Genomic DNA, 18591 nt, shown 5'->3' on the forward strand with positions numbered 1-18591 from the left:
GCCATGACCGAAGCCTCCCTTCCCGACCGCCTCGCCCGCGCGATCACGCTTGCCGGGCCGATGCCGGTGTCGCAGTTCATGGCGGCGGCGAACGCGCATTATTACGCGACCCGCGATCCCTTCGGCGCGGGCGGCGATTTCGTCACGGCGCCGGAGATCAGCCAGATGTTCGGCGAACTCGTCGGCCTGTGGTGCGCCGACCTGTGGGACCGGGCGGGGCGGCCCGAGGTCGCATGGGTCGAACTGGGGCCGGGCCGCGGCACGCTGGCCGCCGATGCCGGCCGCGCGATGGCCAAGGCCGGGCTGACGCCCGCGGTGCATTTCGTCGAGACGAGCCCGACGCTGCGCGCGGCGCAGGCAGAGCGGGTGGCGGATGCGACATGGCACGATGGCGTCGACACGCTGCCCGGCGATCGGCCTCTGATCGTCGTCGCCAACGAATTCTTCGACGCACTGCCGATCCGCCAGCTGATCCGCCGGGGAGACGGCTGGCACGAGCGGCTGGTCGCCTGCCAGGACACGCTGTTCCTGCCGATCGCGGGCAAGCCGGTGCCGCTGGAGGTGCTGCCCGAGCCGCTGCGCGACGCGCCCGCCGGATCGGTGCTGGAGATCGCACCGGCGGGCGTCGGCGTCATGGCGGCGCTCGGCCGGCGCATCGCCGCGCAGGGCGGCGCGATGCTGGCGGTGGATTACGGCTATGAAGGGCCGGCGCTGGGCGACACGCTGCAGGCGGTGCGCGGCCATGGCTTCGCCAACCCGTTCGAGACGCCGGGGGACAACGACCTGTCGGCGCATGTCGACTTCACCACGCTCGCCGCGGCGGCGCAGGCGAACGGCGCGGCCGCCTGGGGACCGGTGACGCAGCGCGACCTGCTCGGCCAGCTCGGCATCGACCAGCGCGCCGCCGCGCTCGCCCGCGCCGCGCCCGAGCGTGCGGAGGCGCTGCTCGCCGATCGTGCGCGGCTGATGGGCGACATGGGGACGCTGTTCAAGGCCTTGGCGGTGACGCATCGCGACTGGCCGGCGCCGGCGGGGTTCGGCGCATGACCGCTACATTGCGCACGCCCACGCTCGCCGATGCGGAGGCGATCGCCGCGCTGATGGCGGACTGTTTCACCGCGACCTTCGGTCACCTCTACGATCCCGCCGATCTCGCCAGCTTTCTCGACGGACTGACATTGGAGCGCTGGCGGGCCGAAATCGCCGACCCCGCCTTCGCCTTCCTGCTGGCGGAAGAGGATGGGGCCGCGGTGGGGTTCGCCAAGCTGGGGCCGCATTCGCTGCCGGTGACGCCGACAGGGCCGATGATCGAGCTGCGGCAATTGTACCTCACCGCCGGGCAGCAGGGCAGCGGGCTCGCCGCGCGGATGATGGACTGGGTGATCGCCACCGCCCGCGCCCGTGGTGCGGGGGAGCTGTTCCTGTCCGTCTATGTCGACAATGCGCGCGCGCGGCGCTTCTACGAACGTTACGGCTTCGCGGAGGTCGGGCTGTATACCTTCATGGTCGGCAACCATCCCGACGAGGATCACCTGATGCGGTTGCAGCTGTGAGCGTCGACGTGATCCGCGCCCGTGGGCTGGACGGCGTGGCACATGGCTTCCTCGGCCGGCGTGGGGGCGTGTCGGAGGGCCTCTTTGCAAGCCTCGACCTCGGGCGAAGATCGCAAGAGGTGGATGACTGGATCGCCGAAAACCGGCGTCGGGTGATAGCCGCGACGTTACCGGGCGCGGCGCTCTGCACGCTGTATCAGGTGCATTCTGCAACGGCGGTCGTCATCGACGCTGCCTATGAGCACGACGCCCGCCCGCATGCCGACGCGCTGGTCACCGACCGGCCGGGGCTGTTGCTGGGCATCCTGACCGCCGATTGCGCCCCGGTGCTGTTCGCCGACCCCGCCGCCGGCGTCGTCGGTGCGGCGCATGCCGGATGGAAGGGGGCGCTGGGCGGCGTCACCGACGCGACGCTCGACGCGATGGAGCGGATCGGCGCGCGGCGGAACCGGATCGTCGCCGCGATCGGCCCCTGCATCGCGCGCGCCTCCTACGAGGTCGACGACGCGTTCCTCGCGACCTTCGCCGCGGCCGATCCGGCCAACGATCGCTTCTTCGCCGATGGTCGGGCGGGGCATCACCAGTTCGACCTCGAAGCCTATGTCGCGCACCGGCTCGCCGCCGCCGGCGTGACCCGCGTCGAGGCGCTGGGGCTGGATACCTATGCGCAGGACGACCGCTTCTTCAGCTTCCGCCGGGCGACGCATCGCGGCGAGGCGGATTACGGGCGGCAGATCAGCGTGATCGGACTGGGCGGCTGAGAAAGGCGCTGTGAAGGCCTGAGTCTCACCTGTGCTTCGACAGGATCAAAGCGAACGGATCCAGGGGATCGAGCTATACATGCGGTTCGTACCTTTCCGTTCGCCCTGAGCCTGTCGAAGGGCGGGACTGCCACGGGCAGTTCGCTTGCGGCACGGTGCCCTTCGACAGGCTCAGGGCGAACGGGTCAGGTTTGACGCTCAACGTTCGAGGTTGCAGCGCATCGCCGCGCCGGAGCGTTGACCTCGCCCCGTCAGACCCGCTCCACCGCGTTCACCGCGTCCGCCGCGCGCAGGGCGGCGATCAGGCGCATCAGCTGATGGATGTCGTGGACCTCGACGTCGATGACGTTGGTGTGGAAGATGGAATCGCGGGTGTCGAGGCGGAGCGCGATGATATTGGCCCGATGCGCGCCGATGATCGTCGAGACGATGCCGAGCGCACCGGGTTCGTTCTTCACCTGCACGGAAATGCGCGCCACCGCGCCGTCGCTCTTGTCGCCCCAGTCGACGTCGACCCAGTCGGTCTCGTCGGCGCCGCGTTCGGCGAGTTCGGCGAGTACCGAACAGTCGATCGCATGCACCTCGATCCCCGCATCGGGCCGGCGCAGGCCGACGATGCGGTCGCCCGGCACCGGGTGGCAGCATTCGGCGAGGTCGAACGCCACCCCCGGCGTCAACCCCTTGATCGAGATGGCGGTGGATTGCGGCGCGAGCAGCGCGACGTCCGCCCCCGCCGACCCCGGCATCAGCGCCTCCATCACCGCCGCATCGGACAATGTGCGCCGCGCGATCGCCGCCATCAGCGCCGCCTCGTCGGGCAGCTTCAGCCGCGACAGCGCGTGATCGAGCGCGTCGGCACCCAATTGCGCGGGCAGGCGGCGGACGATGTCCTCGTACAGCTTGCGACCCAGCGCGATCAGCTCGGCGCGCTCGCTGTGGCGCAGGTGGCGGCGGATGCCGGCCAGCGCCTTTCCGGTGATCGCGAAGTTGAGCCAGCCCGGCTGCGGCACCTGCCCCTTGGAACGCAGCACCTGCACCTGGTCGCCGTTTTCGATCACGGTCGACAGCGGCACGACGCGGCCGTTGATCTTGGCGCCGACCGCCTGATCGCCCAGGTCGGTGTGCACGGCATAGGCGAAGTCGATCGGCGTCGCGCCCTTGGGCAGCTGGATCAGCTCGCCCTTGGGCGTGAAGGCGAAGATGCGATCCTGGTACATCGCCATGCGGGTGTGCTCGAGCAGCTCTTCGGGGCTGCCCGCGGTTTCCAGGATCTCGACGAGGTCGGCGATCCAGCTGTGCTGGCTGTCGGCGCGGACCTTCTTTTCCTTGTACGCCCAATGCGCGGCGAGGCCGAATTCGGCCTCCGCATGCATTTCCGGCGTACGGATCTGGATCTCGATGCGCGCATTGTCGGCGTGGATCACGCTGGTGTGCAGCGACCGGTAACCGTTGCGCTTGGGGGTCGAAATATAATCCTTGAACCGCCCCGGCACCATCGGCCAGCGACGATGGATGATGCCGAGCGTCGCGTAGCAATCCTCGATCGTCGGCACGATCGCGCGGAACGCCATGATGTCGCTCAATTGCTCGAAGCTGATGTGGCGCTCGCTCATCTTGCGCCAGATCGAATAGGGATGCTTTTCGCGGCCCGACACCTGCGCGTCCACCCCGGCCCGGCCGAGCAGCAGCTTGAGGCCGGAGGCGATCTTCGCGATGCGGTCGCCGCCGCCGGTCTTCAGCTGATCGAGGCGGCGGGTGATCGATTCATACGCCTCGGGTTCGAGCTGTTCGAAGGCGAGCGTCTGCATCTCCTTCATGAACTCGTACATGCCGATCCGCTCGGCGAGCGGTGCGTAGATGTCCATCGTCTCCTTCGCGATCCGCCGCCGCTTCTCGGGCTTGGGGATGTGATGAAGCGTGCGCATGTTGTGCAGGCGGTCGGCGAGCTTGACCAGCAGCACGCGGATGTCGTCGGACATCGCCAGCAGGAACTTGCGCAGGTTCTCGGCGGCGCGCTCGTTCTCGCTCTGCGCCTCGATCTTGGACAATTTGGTGACGCCGTCGACCAATCGCGCGACGTTGCCGCCGAAGACGCGCTCGATCTCCTCGGAGGTCGCCACGGTATCCTCGACCGTGTCGTGGAGGATCGCGGTGGCGATCGTCTCGTCGTCCAGCCTCAGATCGGTGAGGATGCCCGCCACCTCGATCGGATGGCTAAAATAGGGGTCGCCGCTCGCCCGCTTCTGGCTCCCGTGCGCCTGCATCGAAAAGACGTAGGCGCGGTTGAGCAATGCCTCATCGGCACCCGGGTCGTAGTCGAGCACCCGGTCGACCAGTTCATATTGCCGTAGCACCCCCGACACATGGGCGAGGCGCCTACCGCTTTGCAACCCATTGTTGGCACCGGCGCGCGCTTTTGTGCGCGCGCCGGGGGATGGCGCGATCAGGCCTTCTTCGCCTTGGCGTTGCACTTGGCGAGCTTGTCGGCGTCATAGGCCGTGCCGGCGACGGTGAAGCTGCTGAGTTCGCCGATCTGGCGCACCACCAGTTCGCACAGCACGGCGGGGCGCTCGGGCGCCTGGCCGGCGACGAAGGTGCCGTTCTGCTGGCGCCACACCGTGGAGCGGGTGATGAAGGTCGACTTGTCCGACGCCGCGGCGGGCGTGGCGACATAGACGTCGGCAGGGGCCGCCGCGGCGGCGGAGCCGAACAGGGTGGCGATGGCGAGCGCGAGCGTGGCGAAAAGCTTCATGACCGGTCCTCCCGAACCTTTGTGGTTGCGATGCCGCCGCCTAACGCTATAGGTTTTAGGTTGCAACCTGAAACTTACAAACCGCTCTATGTCCTGCCGGTTTTGCGTTAGGTTGCGCCCCTGCGAGAAGGATCATCATGGCGACACCGGCCGAGCGCCCGAAATTGCGCGAAACGTTGCGCGAATGCAGCCTGCCCGCCGCGCTGGAGGCGATGGGCGAGCGCTGGGCGTTCCTGATCCTGCGCGCCGCCTTCAACGGGCTGCACCATTTCGAAGAATTCCAGGGTGAGCTGGGCATCGCGCGCAACATCCTCGCCAATCGGCTGGGGCGGCTGGTCGATCATGGCATCCTGCAACGCGAGCCGCTGCCCGACGACCGACGCAAGATCCGCTACACGCTGACCGAAAAGGGGCATGCGCTGCTGCCGACGATGATCGCGCTGAGGCAATGGGGCGAGCGCTGGGAACTGGGCGTGCCGGCGTTTCCCATCCTGGTCGACACGCGCGACCGCCGGCCGATCGCGCCGGTCGCCGTCCATGCGCATGATGGCCGGGTATTGGAGAAGGGCGACCTGATCTGGGCCTTGCCCGACGAGGTGGCTAGGGAGGCATGATCCGCCGTCATTCCGAGGGTTGGCGCCGTCGAGGCTTCGCCTCACATCAGCAGTTTGACGCCGACGATCGCGAGCACGCCCGCCAGGATCGGGCGTAGCGCTGCCTCGCGCAGGCTGCCGGCGAGCAGGCTGCCGATGACGATGCCGGGAATCGAGCCGATCAGCAGCGAGCCGAGCAGGCCGATATCGACCGAGCCGAGCAGCCAATGGCCGGTGCCGGCCAGCAGGGTGAGCGGCACCGCATGCGCAATATCGGCGCCGACCAGGCTCTTCAGCGGGTGGCGCGGATAGAGGACGAGCAGCGCGGTCATGCCCAGCGCGCCCGCCCCGACCGAGGTCAGCGACACCAGCACGCCGAGGATCGCGCCAAGCAGCACGGTGAGCGCCACGGGCTCTCGCGCCTCCGTCTCGCCGAGGCGCGGGGTCAGCGCCGCGACGATACGGTGGCGCAGCAGCGTCGCCACCGCCGACACCACCAGCACGCCGCCGAGCAGGGTGGCGAGCAGGTGCTGCGTGCCCGAGGAATGCTCGCTCGCCCGGCCGAGCAGCAGCAGCGTCAGGATCGTCGTCGGCACGCTGCCCAGCGCCAGCCGGCGCACGATCCGCCAGTCCAGCGTCCCGCGCCAGCCGTGCACGGTGGTGCCGACCGTCTTGGTCGCGGCGGCATAGAGCAGGTCGGTGCCGACCGCCGTCGCCGGGTGGAAGCCGAAGGCGAGTACCAGGATCGGCGTCATCAGCGAGCCGCCGCCGACCCCGGTCAGCCCGACGAGGATGCCGACGGCCACGCCGGCGAGCGAATACAGGGGTTCGATCGTCATCCGACGATGCGCCCGCGCGCGCTCAGCCCGCTTTCTGGCCCGACGCCTGGCTGGGCGTGTTGACCCCCATCGACTGGAGGTAGCGCTTCACGTTGCGCGCCGCCTGGCGCAGCCGCTGCTCGTTCTCGACCAATGCGATGCGCACGAAGCCTTCTCCATTCTCGCCGTAGCCCACCCCTGGAGCCACCGCGACCTGCGCGCACGTCAGCAATTGTTTGCTGAACTCAAGGCTGCCTAGATGCGCCACCGCCGGCGGCAGCGGCGCCCAGGCGAACATGCTCGCACGGGGCGAGGGGATGTCCCACCCTGCCCGGCCAAAGCTTTCGACCAGCACGTCGCGGCGCTTGTGATAGAGCTGACGGTTCTTTTCGACGATATCCTGCGGGCCATTGAGCGCGGCGCAGGCGGCGGCCTGGATCGGGGTGAACGCGCCATAGTCGAGGTAGGACTTCACCCGCGTCATCGCCGCGATCAGCGTCTTGTTGCCGACCGCGAAGCCGATCCGCCAGCCCGCCATGCTGTAGGTCTTGCTGAGCGAGGTGAATTCGACCGCGACGTCCTTTGCCCCCTTCACCTGCAGGATGGAAGGGGTCGGATGGCCGTCGTAATAAAGTTCGGAATAGGCGAGGTCGGAGATGATCCACACCTTGTTCTCGCGCGCCCAGGCGACGAGGCGTTCGTAGAAGGCGAGATCCACCGCCTCGGCGGTCGGATTGGACGGATAGTTGACGACCAGCACCGACGGGCGCGGCACGGTGAACGCCATCGCCCGCTCGAGGCTTTCGAAATAGGCATCGTCCGGCGTGGTCGGCACCGCGCGGATCGTCGCCCCGGCGATGATGAAGCCGAAGGTGTGGATCGGATAGGAGGGATTGGGCGCCAGCACCACGTCGCCGGGCGCGGTGATCGCCGTCGCCAGGCTGGCCAGTCCCTCCTTCGATCCCATGGTCACGACGACCTCGGTCTCGGGGTCGAGGTCGACGCCGAATCGGCGGCCGTAATAATTGGCCTGGGCGCGGCGCAGGCCGGGAATGCCCTTGGACTGGGAATAGCCGTGCGCGTCGGGTTTGCGGGTGACTTCGATCAGCTTCTCAAGCACATGATCGGGCGGCGGCAGGTCCGGATTGCCCATGCCGAGGTCGATGATGTCCTCTCCCGCCGCCCGCGCCGCGGCCCGCATGCCGTTGACTTCGGCGATGACATAGGGCGGCAGGCGCTTGATGCGGTAGAAGTCGTCGGACATGGGTCACCTTGTAGTTGACGCACGGGTTCTACGCGGGCCGGGCGTCTTTAACCACTTCAATTCCTCGGAACGGTGCGTCCTCACCGTCGCCAGATCGCCGGATGCGCATCGACGTAGCGGGCGATCGCATCGGAGATCAGGCGGTCGTCCGCCACCGAGGGGTGCGCATGGCAGGCGTTCAGCGCCAGCCGGGGCGCGGCGATGAAGCCCATGTCGCGCATCCCGGCGGCGGTCAGCCGCGCGACGACGCGGCGCTCCTCCGCCGCGATCTCGCCATCGGCAAGATCGGTCGCCCAGAGCAGCACGTGGGCATGGGGATGCTGCGCGCGCAACGTGCGGATGAACGTCATGTAGCGCGCCTCGTAATCGGCGTGCAGCGCGTCGCGGTCCTTCCACGGCTCGCCGGGTTTGAGGGCGGTGGAGAAATCGTTGGTGCCGAGCGCGATGACGATCAGTTGCGGATCCCAGCCGGCGGTGTCCGCCGCCTGCGCCTTGTCGAACAGCACATAGGGATAGGCATCGGGCACCTTGTCCGCGGCGAACCCTGCATAATTGCGCACCACGCCCCGGCCGGAGATGGCGTGCACGCGATAATCCGCGCCGTAGCGGCGCGCGGTGACGCCGGCGATCCCCTGCGAGGTGTCGGTGGTCGCCCACACCTGATCCTGCGTGCAGTCGCGCGTGCCTGCGGTGTTGCCATAGCCGACGGTGTGCGAATCGCCGATGAACTCGATTTGGCGCGGCAGCGGCGGCGGGGCGGCGAGCGGCGTGGTACCGGCACCGGCGAAGAGGCCGCCGAAGGTGGTCGGCGCGGCCTGGCTTTCGCTCGCCACCTCGACGCGCAGCACGTGACGGCCGGCGGACAGGCCGGCGACGCGGTACAGGCCGGGCGCCGGCTTCACCAACGTCGTCGCCGGCCGGCCGTCGACCAGCACGTGCAGGATCACCTCCCCCGGCCCGACGCGCAGTAGCGCCTGCCGGCCCCGGAAGGCGCCTTCGAAAAAGGTGCCGGGCCATTGCCGGCGCCAGCCGTCGGCGACCCGCTCGGCACGGCCGCCGATGCGCAGCGGCAAGGCCGGACCGGCGGCGGTCCGCGCCGGCGCGGGGGTGACGGTGATGGTGGCGGCGGCGAGGAGCATGGCGGCGATCATCGCGGCGCCCTCAGCATCGCGGGCAGTTCGTCCCTGGTCACATAGCGGTCCGATGCGAAATAGCGTTTCAGCTGGTCCGGCGTGTTCTGGTCCGCGCCGGTCAGCCAGCGGGTATGCCAGGTCATGAACCACAGCCAGTCCGCCTGCGGCCCGAGCAGCGCCGGATCGGGCACTGGCCCGTTTTCGTGCAGGCAGATCGGCACGGTGTCGCCGACGATCGCCTTCACCTGGCCGAACATCGGCGCCAGATTGCCATGGTCGGCGACGTAGATGTCGGCGCCGGCGATATCGACGGTGGCGCGACCGGGGTAATAGGCCGGGTCGACGTTCTGCCCCGCCCAGCCGAGCACCCAGATCAGGTGATCGAGCCCGTGCAGCCGCGTGTAGCGATCGTACATCAGCCGCCATAGGGCCTTGAACGCATCCGGCCCGTGCTTGCCCCACCAGAACCAGTCGCCGCTGAATTCGTGGAACGGCCGCCACAGCACCGGCACCCGCGCCGCCTGCAACCGCTTCAGCAGCGCGGCGACGTGATCCATCTGCGCCAGCATCAGCCGGTTCTGCGGCGTGCCGGTGCGCAAGGCGGCGGCGACTTCGAAGTCCTTCTTCGAATTCTCGTAGCCGGTGCCGATATCCGGCGCGCCCCAATGCCAGCACAGGGTGACGATGCCGCCGCTGCGCGCCCAGGCGAGCGCGCGGGCGGTGACGCCGTCGTCGTCGCGCGGGTCGATGTAATCGAGGCCGAGGATCGCCGGCTGCCGCCCGGTCACCTGCTGGAGATAGGCGAGCTCGCGCTGCGCCCCTTCCGGATTATAGCCCTGTTCCTGCTGGCCGGTCAGCGTGTGCCGGCCGTACTGGCTCCACAGCCAGGCATAGAGCGTCCGCGCCTCCCGCGTCGCCTGCGCGTTGCTGAGGATGCGCGCCGGCGCCGTCGCCGGCCGGGCGAGCGCCGGCCCCGCGGCAAGGCCGGCCATCCCCAGCGCCATCATCGTCCGTCGATCGAGCATCCGCCCCCTCCCCCCGTATGTCGTGGTTTGAGAGGATGCTAAGCTGGGCCAGCAATAAAGAAAACAAATTTAGCTTTGGCGGATCACCCGCCCGGTTGGCCCGCCACCACCATCACCCGGTCCTTGCCGGCGCGCTTGGCGGCATAGAGCGCGGCATCGGCGGTGCGCATCGCCTCGCGCGGCTCCGCCTCGACCGGCGCGATCCCCGCCGAGAAGGTGATCCGGCCGATGCAGACGCCGGTGCTCTGGTCGACGAAGCGGCGCTCGCCCAGCGCCTCGCGCGCGCCGTCGAGCGCATGGCGGGCGGCATGCAGCGTATGGCCTTCGAACAGGCAGGCGAATTCCTCGCCGCCGTGGCGAGCGACCAGCACATCGCTGCCGAGCGCTACCTTGAGGTGCCGGGCGAACAGCTTCAGCACCCGGTCGCCGGTGTCGTGGCCATGCTGGTCGTTGATCCGCTTGAAATCGTCGATGTCGCACAGGGCGACGCAGCGCGCCGGCTTGTCCGGCTCCGGCCGTGCATGCAGCCGCGCATCGAAGCTGCGCCGATTGGGCAGCCCGGTCAGATGGTCCTCCTCCGCCGCGCGGCGTGCCGCCTGCAGGCGCGTGCGCAGGCGACCGGTTTCGCGCCGGGTCGCATCCAGCCGCCCGGCGAGATCCTGCGTGCGTTCCACCGCGGCTGCGGTCAGCGCCACCAGCCGCTCGATCGCCGCCTGCGGGTCGGCGGCGACGTTCAGCGCCTCGTTGCCCAGCGCCACGCCGTAGTCGCGCGCGGAATCGCAGGATCGGCTGATCGTGCGGAATCCCTCGGCGAGGCTCGCGTTGAGCATGTCGGCGAATTCGGCCAGCGCCTCCGGACGGAGGCGATCGGCACCGGACCCGTTGGCGAAGCCATCGAGGAACGATGCCGTGATGCGCTGCCCGTCGCGGATGCGGGCGTCGACCGCCTCGCCCAGCCGCCGGTCGTCACCGACGACGTAGCGGCGTGCGAACAGCAGATTGTCCTCGGTCGGCGCAAGATCGTGGTCGCACAGGAATTGCGCGATCCGCGCGATCGTCTCGCGATCGGCGGCACGGCGAAACTCGGCGATCCCGCCCCCCGAAGCAGGTGCGGATGCGGGGGACGGCGGAGCGCCGGCGGCAGCTGCCGTTTCCTCGTCCCCCTTCAACCATGCGGCGAGGCGGGTGAGGCGCGGCGCGGGCCGTTCCGCAGCGAGCATCAGCGCACCCCCATCGCGATGGTGCTGCCGCCATCGAGCGGCACCGGCAGCCGGTTCGCCAGCACGTCGGCCGACACTTCCGCCCAGCGATCCGCGAACCAATAGTCGCCGCGTTCGCTGCGCAGCACCGGATCGCGCGTCGTATCCACATCCTCCGGCCCGACGAACTGCGCATCGGGCACGTGGAAGAAGGTGCGGACCAGCGGCCGCGTCGGGTCCTCCGCACCGTCGAGGACGATGCCGAGCCGGTTGGAGTGCAGCCGCACCAGCGCCCCCAGCGGCTGGATGCCGAGATTGGCGATGAACGCATCGAGCAGCACGGGGTCGAAATGCCCCTGCCACGACAGCATCTGCGCCAGTGCCTCGTGCGGCGACCAGGGCCGCTTGTACGGCCTGATCGAGGTGACCGCGTCATACACGTCGCAGATCGCGGCGATGCGGGCGTGGAGGCTGACCGCGTCCCCCGCCAGCCCTTCGGGATAGCCGCTGCCATCGATGCGTTCGTGATGGTGCAGGCAGACGTCGAGGGTGATCGCCGCCGTCTCGCCGAGTTCGCCGAGGATGGCATGCCCCGCCGCGGGATGGCGGCGCATGACGTCCAGCTCCGCGCCCTCCAGCCGGCCGGGCTTGTTGAGGATATGTTCGGGGGTCGTCGCCTTGCCGATGTCGTGCAGCAGCCCGGCGGCGCCGATCGCGCGCACCTCATCCTCGCCCAGCCCCAGGTGGATGGCGAAATTCACCATCAGCGCGCAGACGGCGATCGAGTGGAGATAGGTGTAGTCGTTGTTCAGCTTCAGCCGCGTGCCCTTGATCATCGCCGCCGCGTCGCGCTGCATCGTGGTCGCGATATCGTCGACCAGCGGCGTCACCGCCTCGATCGCGATCGCCTTGCCGAGGCGCGCTTCCTGGAACAGGGCGACCACCCTTTGCTTGGACCGGCCGAGCGTCTCTTCCAGGGTTTCGGCCGCAGGGCCGGCCCGGCGGCGGCGGCGTTCGACCGGCGGTTCGCCGCCGGTCGACGGCGGCGGCGTGTCGCCGGCGCGGCGCCGCTCCGCATGCGGGATCAGTGTCGTGCCGCGGCCCTTGCGGGTGTCGATCGATACGAAGGCGACCGGCGATGCGACCAGCCGCGCAATGTCTTCGTCCGTCTTGATCAGCAGACTGCGCCGCCAGAACGGGTTGTCCACCCAGGAACATTCCATCGAATCGATGAACATGCCGACCTTCAGTTCCTCGACGGCAATACGGACGATCATGGACGGCACCGATCCTTTCTGGAAACCCGCCATAGGGCCGCATCGGTTTCGATAGCCTTATCGTTTACTCATTATGGGGCTTATTTAACTCCGATTCGAATGCTTTGCCGGCGCGGCGCTGCATGCCGCCGGGCGGCGGCGGATCACCGGACGTGCGGATGCCGGTTTCCACCGCAGCATCGCGCGGCTATCGTCCGCGCCTTGGAAGAGGATGCCATGGCCGATCTCCACGACGATAGCGCCGCCGCGACGCCCGATCTCGCGCAGCTCCAGCACTGGACCTGGGTCATGGGCCGCGCCCAGCAGATGATGATGGAAAGCGGGATCGGCATGGCGGAGATGGGCCGCGCCGCACAACCCGGCGCCCCGCAGGTGCCGCCGGTCGGCAGCCCCGAACTGGTTCGCCAGATGCAGGATTTCTGGACGGACAATCTGACGCTCTGGCAGCGCTTCGTCGATCCCGCCGCCGCCGTGCCGGCCCCGCCGCAGTCGGAGGGCGACGCCCGCGACCGGCGCTTCAAGGCCGCGGCGTGGCGCGACGATCCGTGGTTCGACTGGATCCGGCGCAGCTACAACCTCATCGCCGACCACATGCTGCGCGGCGTCGATGCGCTGGAGGGCGTATCCGACAAGCAGAAGGAGCAGCTGCGCTTCGCCGCCAAGGGGCTGGTCGACGCGATGAGCCCGTCCAATTTCCCGCTGACCAACCCCGAGGTGGTCGAGCGCACGATCGCGACCAAGGGCCAGAACCTGCTCGACGGCCTCAAGAACATGCTGGCCGATATCGGCAAGGGCCAGCTGACCCATACGGCGGAGGGCGCGTTCGAGGTCGGCCGCAACCTCGCCACCACGCCGGGCAAGGTGGTGAAGCGCACGCCGCTGTACGAATTGATCCAATATGCACCGACCACCGAACGCGTGCTGGCCACGCCGCTGGTGATCTTTCCGCCCTGGATCAACCGATTCTACATCCTCGACCTGACGCCCGAGAAGAGCTTCATCCGCTGGGCGGTGGAACAGGGCATCACCGTGTTCATGGTGTCGTGGAAATCCGCCGACGCCAGCATGAAGGACGTGGTGTGGGACGATTACGTCGCCGCGCAAGTGGATGCGGTGGAGACGATCCGCGAGCTGCTCGGCGTGCCGGCCGTCCACACCATCGGCTATTGCGTCGCGGGCACGACGCTCGCCGCGACGCTGGCGCTGCTCGCCGCGCGCGGGGAGGCGGACAAGGTCGCCTCCGCCACCTTCTTCACCGCGCAGGTCGATTTCGCGCAGGCGGGCGAATTGCAGAACTTCGTGACGGACGAGCAACTGGCGCTGATCGGCGCGCTGTCGCCGCAGGGGTTCCTGGACGGCCGCTACATGGCCGCGACGTTCAACCTGCTGCGCGGCCGCGACCTCATCTGGAACTACGTCACCAACAACTATCTGCTCGGCGCCGATTATGCGCCGTTCGACCTGCTCCACTGGAACGGCGACACCACCAACCTGCCGTCGAAATGGCACCTCGCCTATCTAAGCGACCTGTATCGCGACAATCTGCTGGTGCAGCCGGGCGCGATGTCGGTGGCGGGCGAGGCGCTGGACCTCACCCGCGTCACCACCCCCGCCTATGTGCAGGCGGGGCGCGAGGATCATATCGCGCCGGCGGAAAGCGTGTGGAAGATCACCCACCTGTTCCGCGGCCCGTTGCGCTTCGTGCTGGCAGGGTCCGGCCATATCGCCGGCGTCGTCAACCCGCCCTCGGCCGGCAAATATCAATATTGGACCAACGATGCTGCGGTCGACAGCCTCGACGCGTTCGTCGCGGGTGCCAGCGAAACCAAGGGCAGCTGGTGGCCCGACTGGCTGGCCTGGCTGCGCGCGCATGGCGCCGAAGACACCGAAGCGGTGGCCGCGCGGCTGCCCGGCGAGGGCGCCTTGCCGGCGCTGGGCGATGCACCCGGAGAATACGTCCGCGCCCGATAGCGCTCCCATGCTGCACTGCACAAAAACCGCTTGAACGTAGCGTCAATCGCCGCTATTGTGCGTCGCAGCATAATAGCTGGAGTAGGATCGTTGGACGACCGCGTCGCCAAGCCACCGGTAAAACCCGCCAAGCGTGCCGGCCGTGCCGTCACCAAGCGCGTGGGCTTGCCCGTGCCTGCCCAGCCCGTGCCCCTCACGCCGACCGGCCCGGTGCCGGCCCCGGTGGTGGAACGCGATCCCGCCGGCCCGGTCCCCGCGCTCGTCCCGAGCGCCGCCGAACCGGTGATCGCGCCTCCCGAACCCGTCGTGCCGCCGATGATCCTCGCCGATCCCGTCGAAACGACCGTCCCGTCGGACGCGCCCGCGCCCGTGCTTCAGGCAACCCAGACCGCAGCGAAGGAAGTCATCATGGAAACGATCGAGAACGTCACCGCCAAGACCCAGACCGCGTTCAACGACGCGACCGAGCGCGCCAAGGGTGCGGTCGAGAAGAGCCAGAAGTTCTTCGAGGACGCCAACGAGTTCGGCAAGGGCAACATCGAGGCGCTGGTCGAATCGTCGAAGATCGCGGTGCGCGGTTTCGAGGCGATGGGGCAGGACGCCGCCGCCTATGCCAAGAAGTCGTTCGAGGACGCGACGACCGCTGCCCGCACGCTGTCGTCGGTGAAGTCGCCGACCGAGTTCCTGAAGCTTCAGTCGGACTATGCCCGCCAGGCGTTCGACGCGATGGTGCAGCAGACCTCGCACAACACCGAAGCGCTGCTGAAGCTGGCCGGCGAAGTGGCGCAGCCGCTGTCGAACCGCGTCGCGCTCGCCGCCGAGAAGATGAAGGTCGCCGCGTAAGCCACGCAGCGCCCCGATGAGGCAGGAAGGGCGGTCGCAGCGATGCGGTCGCCCTTTTCCTTGTCCGCAGCCCTTGCCCCGGCACCCCCCGATGCCATATTTCGGCGAGCGATCATGACAGCCGAACCGACCACCATGGCCGAGCGCCGCGACGATGGGACGGACGAGGGAACCGGAACCGGCCTCGCCACCAAGACGCGCACGCGCACCAAGCAGCCGACCCCGTATCGCGTGCTGATGCTGAACGACGATTACACGCCGATGGAATTCGTCGTCCTGTGCCTGCAGCGCTTCTTCCGCATGAACATGGAGGAGGCGACCCGCGTCATGCTGCACGTCCACCAGAAGGGCGTCGGCGTGTGCGGCGTCTTTTCCTACGAAGTCGCCGAGACGAAGGTCGGGCAGGTCATAGATTTCGCCCGGCAGAACCAGCACCCTCTGCAATGCACGCTGGAGAAGGCGTAAGGCGCGCCTTTGCCTCATCCCGTGGCGAGGACGGCGACGGGTTTCGGATAAAGGGGCATGCCATCCCAGTACTTGTCGTCACCCCGGACGTGTTCCGGGGTCCACCGTGCCGCAAAATCAAGAGCGTATGGGTGTGCGACACGGTGGATGCCGGAACCAGTCCGGCATGACGGTGGATAAAAGAACACCGGCATGGATCAGACACCCGGTATGCGATAGCCGTACTTGGCGAGATGAGCGGGCGGCGCCCGCACGCCCGGCTCGCGCCCGGGTCAGCGCGGGTCGGGCAGCCAGCTGAGGTCGAGCTTCGCAGCGCGATCGACGTGATAGGCCATGCGGGCGAGCGCGGTTTCGTTGAGGAAAGCGAAGCGGCCGCCCTCGCGCGCGATCAGGCCGTCGTCCTCCAGCTGGCGCAGCATGCGGTTGACGTGCACCGCGGTGAGGCCGGTGGCGTCGCCGATCTCCTCCTGCGTCAGGCCGAGCGCGAAGCTGTCGCCGATCGACGGATCGATCGCGCGCAGCCGGTTGCGGATCTCGATCAGCAACGCCGCGACCCGCGCCTTGGCCGAGGTGCGGCCGAGCCCGGCGAGCCGGTCGGTCAGCGCGACCCGCTCCATCTGGTTGATCGCGATCAGCAGCGCCGCGAGGCGCGGATGCGCGACGGTGAGGTCGGCCAGTGCGGCGCGCTCCAGCGGCGCAACGGTGACCTCGGTCAGCGCGATCACCGTCTCGGGCGAGTTGCGATAGACGAGCCCCGCCATCGCCACCACGTCGCCGCGGAACAGGAAGCGCAGGATCTGCCGGCTGCCGTCGGGCAGGATGACGTAGCTCATCATCGTGCCATGCCGCAGCACGAACAGTTCGGGCGATTTGTCGTTCTCACGCAACAGCACCGCGCCGCGGCGGAGCGTCCGCTCGCGCTGCTCCAGCCCATCGAGTGCCGCCTGTTCGTTCGCCGACAGGTCGATCAGTTCGCCGAGACGTTCGGCGAGACAGCTGGCCACGCGCTCAAATTCCCCCAAGTTGGTTGAACCGGGTAAGCAAACCACGGGAATTGCTGCATTAAAATCGATCAACCGTGCTGACCTGATTGTCGCCTTGCACCGCGCCCGCAGCGCGCTAGACGCTGTGGGCATGGACCGTATCCTTATCCGTGGCGGCCACCGCCTGTCGGGCCGCCTGCCGATCTCCGGCGCGAAAAACGCCGCGCTGACGCTGATGCCCTGCGCGCTGCTGACCGATGCGCCGCTGACGCTGAGCAACCTGCCGCGCCTGGCCGATGTCGATGGCTTCGGCCACCTGCTCAACCAGCTCGGCGCCTCGACCGCGATCGAAGGCACCAGCCCGCACGATTTCGGCCGGACGATGACGATCCGCGCAGGGTCGCTGACCTCGACCGAGGCGCCCTATGACATCGTGCGCAAGATGCGCGCCTCGATCCTGGTGCTCGGCCCGGTGCTGGCGCGGGCGGGCGAGGCGCGGGTGTCGCTGCCCGGCGGCTGCGCAATCGGCAACCGCCCGATCGACCTGCACCTCAAGGCGCTGGAGGCGATCGGCGCCGAGCTGGAGATGGCGGCCGGTTACGTGAAGGCGACGGCGCCCGGTGGCCGGCTGAGCGGCGGGCGCTATCGCTTTCCGGTGGTGTCGGTCGGCGCGACCGAGAATGTCGTGATGGCGGCGGTGCTGGCCAAGGGCGGCAGCGTGATCGAGAATGCGGCGCGCGAACCCGAGATCGTCGACCTGTGCAACTGCCTGATCGCGATGGGCGCGCGGATCGAGGGCGTCGGCACCGACACGCTGGAGATCGAGGGCGTCGATGCCCTGCACGGCGCCACCTATGCAGTGATGCCCGACCGGATCGAGGCGGGCAGCTATGCCTGCGCCGCGGCGATCACCGGCGGCAGCCTGGAACTGGTCGGTGCCAGGGCCGCGGACATGCAGGCGACGATCGACGCGCTGCGCGAGGCGGGCGTGACCGTCACCGAGACGGCGAACGGCCTGTCGGTAGAGGCCGGTGCGCCGCTCGCCCCGGTGACACTGTCGACCGCCCCCTACCCCGGCTTCGCCACCGACATGCAGGCGCAATTCATGGCGATGCTGTGCCTGGGCAGCGGCACCAGCGTGCTGACCGAGACGATCTTCGAGAACCGCTACATGCACGTTCCCGAACTGGCGCGGATGGGGGCCGACATCCAGGTCCACGGCCGCACCGCGCTGGTGAAGGGCGTCGATCGCCTGGTCGGCGCACCGGTGATGGCGACCGACCTGCGCGCATCGATGAGCCTGATCCTCGCCGGCCTCGCCGCGGAAGGCGAGACGGCGGTGGCGCGCGTCTATCACCTCGACCGCGGTTACGAGCGGCTGGAGGAGAAACTGTCCGCCGTCGGTGCGGATATCGAGCGCGCCAGCGACGGTTGACCCGGGGCCTCCCCGGAATGGGGAGGGCTATCGCATAATGGTTGTCTGTTCCGCGACGATGCCTGCGACCCTCCGTCATCAACTCAGAAGATGGCTGCGTCTCTGAGCCTGGCGTTGGCGATGACGATGAGTTTTCGCATGACGGCGACGGTGGCGACGATGGGTTTTTTGCCGTTGGCGAGGAGGCGGCGATAGAAGGCGTTGAGGTCGGGGTGGCGGCGTGCGGCGGTGAGGGCGGCCATGAACATGGTGTGCTTGACGCCGGGTCTGCCGCCGCGGGTGGCGCGATAGGCGTCGGACGCGCCGCTTTGTCGTGGGTGTGGAGCAAGGCCTGCCAGGGCGGCGGCCTGTCGGCGGCCGAGGGTGCCGAGCTCGGGCATGAGCGCGATGAGGCGGGCGGCGGTGACGGGGCCGATGCCGGTGATGCCGCCGAGGACGTCGACGGCCTGGCGCAGCGGCTGGCAGGCGGCGATCAGCGCCTGCATATCGGCCTCGATGCCGGCGATTTCGGCGTCGAGG

Annotated in this window: 18 protein-coding genes; 8 read left to right on the plus strand and 10 right to left on the minus strand. The window is 68.7% G+C overall.

Translation table 11 applies throughout. The features are described from left to right. The first annotated feature begins 3 nt into the window (after nt 1-3). Genes AC4GY7_RS12695 through pgeF form a run of 3 tightly spaced genes read left to right on the plus strand, consistent with a single transcriptional unit; the run spans nt 4 to nt 2314 of the window. Entirely contained in the window at nt 4-1047 is a 1044-nt protein-coding gene (locus AC4GY7_RS12695; protein ID WP_491114618.1) for a class I SAM-dependent methyltransferase, read from the plus strand. Continuing rightward, nucleotides 1044-1553, plus strand: coding sequence for a GNAT family N-acetyltransferase (locus AC4GY7_RS12700; protein ID WP_491114621.1), 510 nt, complete (start codon nt 1044-1046; stop codon nt 1551-1553). Before AC4GY7_RS12695 ends, AC4GY7_RS12700 begins: the two co-directional genes overlap by 4 nt. After that, nucleotides 1550-2314: a peptidoglycan editing factor PgeF gene (gene pgeF, locus AC4GY7_RS12705; RefSeq protein ID WP_491114624.1), complete on the plus strand. Its 765-nt coding sequence runs from the start codon at nt 1550-1552 to the stop codon at nt 2312-2314. Before AC4GY7_RS12700 ends, pgeF begins: the two co-directional genes overlap by 4 nt. 251 nt (nt 2315-2565) lie before the next feature. On the opposite strand, the gene AC4GY7_RS12710 is transcribed toward pgeF, so the two are convergent. Beyond that, nucleotides 2566-4668: a RelA/SpoT family protein gene (locus AC4GY7_RS12710; RefSeq protein ID WP_443583570.1), complete on the minus strand. Its 2103-nt coding sequence runs from the start codon at nt 4666-4668 to the stop codon at nt 2566-2568. Between the two features lie 89 nt (nt 4669-4757). Further along, on the minus strand, nt 4758-5066 hold the full coding sequence (locus AC4GY7_RS12715) for a CC_3452 family protein (protein WP_491114627.1): 309 nt from the start codon (nt 5064-5066) through the stop codon (nt 4758-4760). Nucleotides 5067-5203: 137 nt separating this feature from the next. On the opposite strand from AC4GY7_RS12715, the gene AC4GY7_RS12720 reads away from it, so the two are divergent. Then, a complete protein-coding gene (locus AC4GY7_RS12720; RefSeq protein ID WP_491114630.1) occupies nt 5204-5680 on the plus strand; it encodes a winged helix-turn-helix transcriptional regulator in 477 nt (158 codons plus the stop codon). Nucleotides 5681-5721: 41 nt separating this feature from the next. On the opposite strand, the gene AC4GY7_RS12725 is transcribed toward AC4GY7_RS12720, so the two are convergent. The 6 genes from AC4GY7_RS12725 to AC4GY7_RS12750 all read right to left on the minus strand — a co-directional run bounded on the left by AC4GY7_RS12725 (nt 5722) and on the right by AC4GY7_RS12750 (nt 12375). Beyond that, the gene (locus tag AC4GY7_RS12725; RefSeq protein ID WP_491114633.1) at nt 5722-6498 is read right to left on the minus strand and encodes a sulfite exporter TauE/SafE family protein; all 777 of its coding nucleotides are present in this window, start codon (nt 6496-6498) and stop codon (nt 5722-5724) included. A gap of 22 nt (nt 6499-6520) precedes the next feature. Then, entirely contained in the window at nt 6521-7741 is a 1221-nt protein-coding gene (locus AC4GY7_RS12730; protein ID WP_491114636.1) for an LL-diaminopimelate aminotransferase, read from the minus strand. 80 nt (nt 7742-7821) lie between these two features. Then, on the minus strand, nt 7822-8892 hold the full coding sequence (locus tag AC4GY7_RS12735; protein ID WP_491114639.1) for an SGNH/GDSL hydrolase family protein: 1071 nt from the start codon (nt 8890-8892) through the stop codon (nt 7822-7824). Beyond that, nucleotides 8889-9899: a glycosyl hydrolase gene (locus AC4GY7_RS12740; protein ID WP_491114642.1), complete on the minus strand. Its 1011-nt coding sequence runs from the start codon at nt 9897-9899 to the stop codon at nt 8889-8891. Before AC4GY7_RS12740 ends, AC4GY7_RS12735 begins: the two co-directional genes overlap by 4 nt. Before the next feature lie 83 nt (nt 9900-9982). After that, complete coding sequence (locus AC4GY7_RS12745) at nt 9983-11119, minus strand: GGDEF domain-containing protein (RefSeq protein ID WP_491114645.1); 1137 nt, start codon at nt 11117-11119, stop codon at nt 9983-9985. Further along, the gene (locus tag AC4GY7_RS12750) at nt 11119-12375 is read right to left on the minus strand and encodes an HD-GYP domain-containing protein (protein WP_491114648.1); all 1257 of its coding nucleotides are present in this window, start codon (nt 12373-12375) and stop codon (nt 11119-11121) included. Before AC4GY7_RS12750 ends, AC4GY7_RS12745 begins: the two co-directional genes overlap by 1 nt. Before the next feature lie 216 nt (nt 12376-12591). Between AC4GY7_RS12750 and AC4GY7_RS12755 the strand changes: the two genes are divergently transcribed. From AC4GY7_RS12755 to clpS, 3 genes are all read left to right on the plus strand, one after another. After that, nucleotides 12592-14346: a PHA/PHB synthase family protein gene (locus AC4GY7_RS12755; protein ID WP_443583579.1), complete on the plus strand. Its 1755-nt coding sequence runs from the start codon at nt 12592-12594 to the stop codon at nt 14344-14346. A gap of 90 nt (nt 14347-14436) precedes the next feature. After that, the gene (locus AC4GY7_RS12760; RefSeq protein WP_491114651.1) at nt 14437-15189 is read left to right on the plus strand and encodes a phasin family protein; all 753 of its coding nucleotides are present in this window, start codon (nt 14437-14439) and stop codon (nt 15187-15189) included. A 135-nt stretch (nt 15190-15324) separates the two neighbouring features. Further along, nucleotides 15325-15654, plus strand: a complete 330-nt coding sequence (clpS, locus tag AC4GY7_RS12765; RefSeq protein ID WP_443583705.1) for an ATP-dependent Clp protease adapter ClpS — start codon at nt 15325-15327, stop codon at nt 15652-15654. A 272-nt stretch (nt 15655-15926) separates the two neighbouring features. On the opposite strand, the gene AC4GY7_RS12770 is transcribed toward clpS, so the two are convergent. Further along, entirely contained in the window at nt 15927-16658 is a 732-nt protein-coding gene (locus AC4GY7_RS12770) for a Crp/Fnr family transcriptional regulator (RefSeq protein WP_491114654.1), read from the minus strand. A 130-nt stretch (nt 16659-16788) separates the two neighbouring features. Between AC4GY7_RS12770 and murA the strand changes: the two genes are divergently transcribed. After that, entirely contained in the window at nt 16789-18072 is a 1284-nt protein-coding gene (gene murA / locus AC4GY7_RS12775; RefSeq protein WP_491114657.1) for a UDP-N-acetylglucosamine 1-carboxyvinyltransferase, read from the plus strand. An 83-nt stretch (nt 18073-18155) separates the two neighbouring features. On the opposite strand, the gene AC4GY7_RS12780 is transcribed toward murA, so the two are convergent. Further along, on the minus strand, nt 18156-18591 hold a 436-nt coding region (locus tag AC4GY7_RS12780; RefSeq protein WP_491114659.1), incomplete at its 5' end, for a transposase.

The sequence above is a fragment of the Sphingomonas sp. SP5 genome (genome assembly GCF_058313455.1).

Excerpts from the sequence above, each read along its gene's own strand:
- AC4GY7_RS12730 (WP_491114636.1), bottom strand. The coding sequence starts at position 7,741 with ATGTCCGACGACTTCTACCGCATCAAGCGCCTGCCGCCCTATGTCATC.
- AC4GY7_RS12750 (WP_491114648.1), bottom strand. The coding sequence starts at position 12,375 with ATGATCGTCCGTATTGCCGTCGAGGAACTGAAGGTCGGCATGTTCATC.
- murA (WP_491114657.1), top strand. The coding sequence starts at position 16,789 with ATGGACCGTATCCTTATCCGTGGCGGCCACCGCCTGTCGGGCCGCCTG.
- AC4GY7_RS12735 (WP_491114639.1), bottom strand. The coding sequence starts at position 8,892 with ATGATCGCCGCCATGCTCCTCGCCGCCGCCACCATCACCGTCACCCCC.
- AC4GY7_RS12725 (WP_491114633.1), bottom strand. The coding sequence starts at position 6,498 with ATGACGATCGAACCCCTGTATTCGCTCGCCGGCGTGGCCGTCGGCATC.
- AC4GY7_RS12700 (WP_491114621.1), top strand. The coding sequence starts at position 1,044 with ATGACCGCTACATTGCGCACGCCCACGCTCGCCGATGCGGAGGCGATC.
- AC4GY7_RS12740 (WP_491114642.1), bottom strand. The coding sequence starts at position 9,899 with ATGCTCGATCGACGGACGATGATGGCGCTGGGGATGGCCGGCCTTGCC.
- AC4GY7_RS12720 (WP_491114630.1), top strand. The coding sequence starts at position 5,204 with ATGGCGACACCGGCCGAGCGCCCGAAATTGCGCGAAACGTTGCGCGAA.
- AC4GY7_RS12695 (WP_491114618.1), top strand. The coding sequence starts at position 4 with ATGACCGAAGCCTCCCTTCCCGACCGCCTCGCCCGCGCGATCACGCTT.
- AC4GY7_RS12715 (WP_491114627.1), bottom strand. The coding sequence starts at position 5,066 with ATGAAGCTTTTCGCCACGCTCGCGCTCGCCATCGCCACCCTGTTCGGC.
- AC4GY7_RS12755 (WP_443583579.1), top strand. The coding sequence starts at position 12,592 with ATGGCCGATCTCCACGACGATAGCGCCGCCGCGACGCCCGATCTCGCG.
- AC4GY7_RS12745 (WP_491114645.1), bottom strand. The coding sequence starts at position 11,119 with ATGCTCGCTGCGGAACGGCCCGCGCCGCGCCTCACCCGCCTCGCCGCA.
- clpS (WP_443583705.1), top strand. The coding sequence starts at position 15,325 with ATGGCCGAGCGCCGCGACGATGGGACGGACGAGGGAACCGGAACCGGC.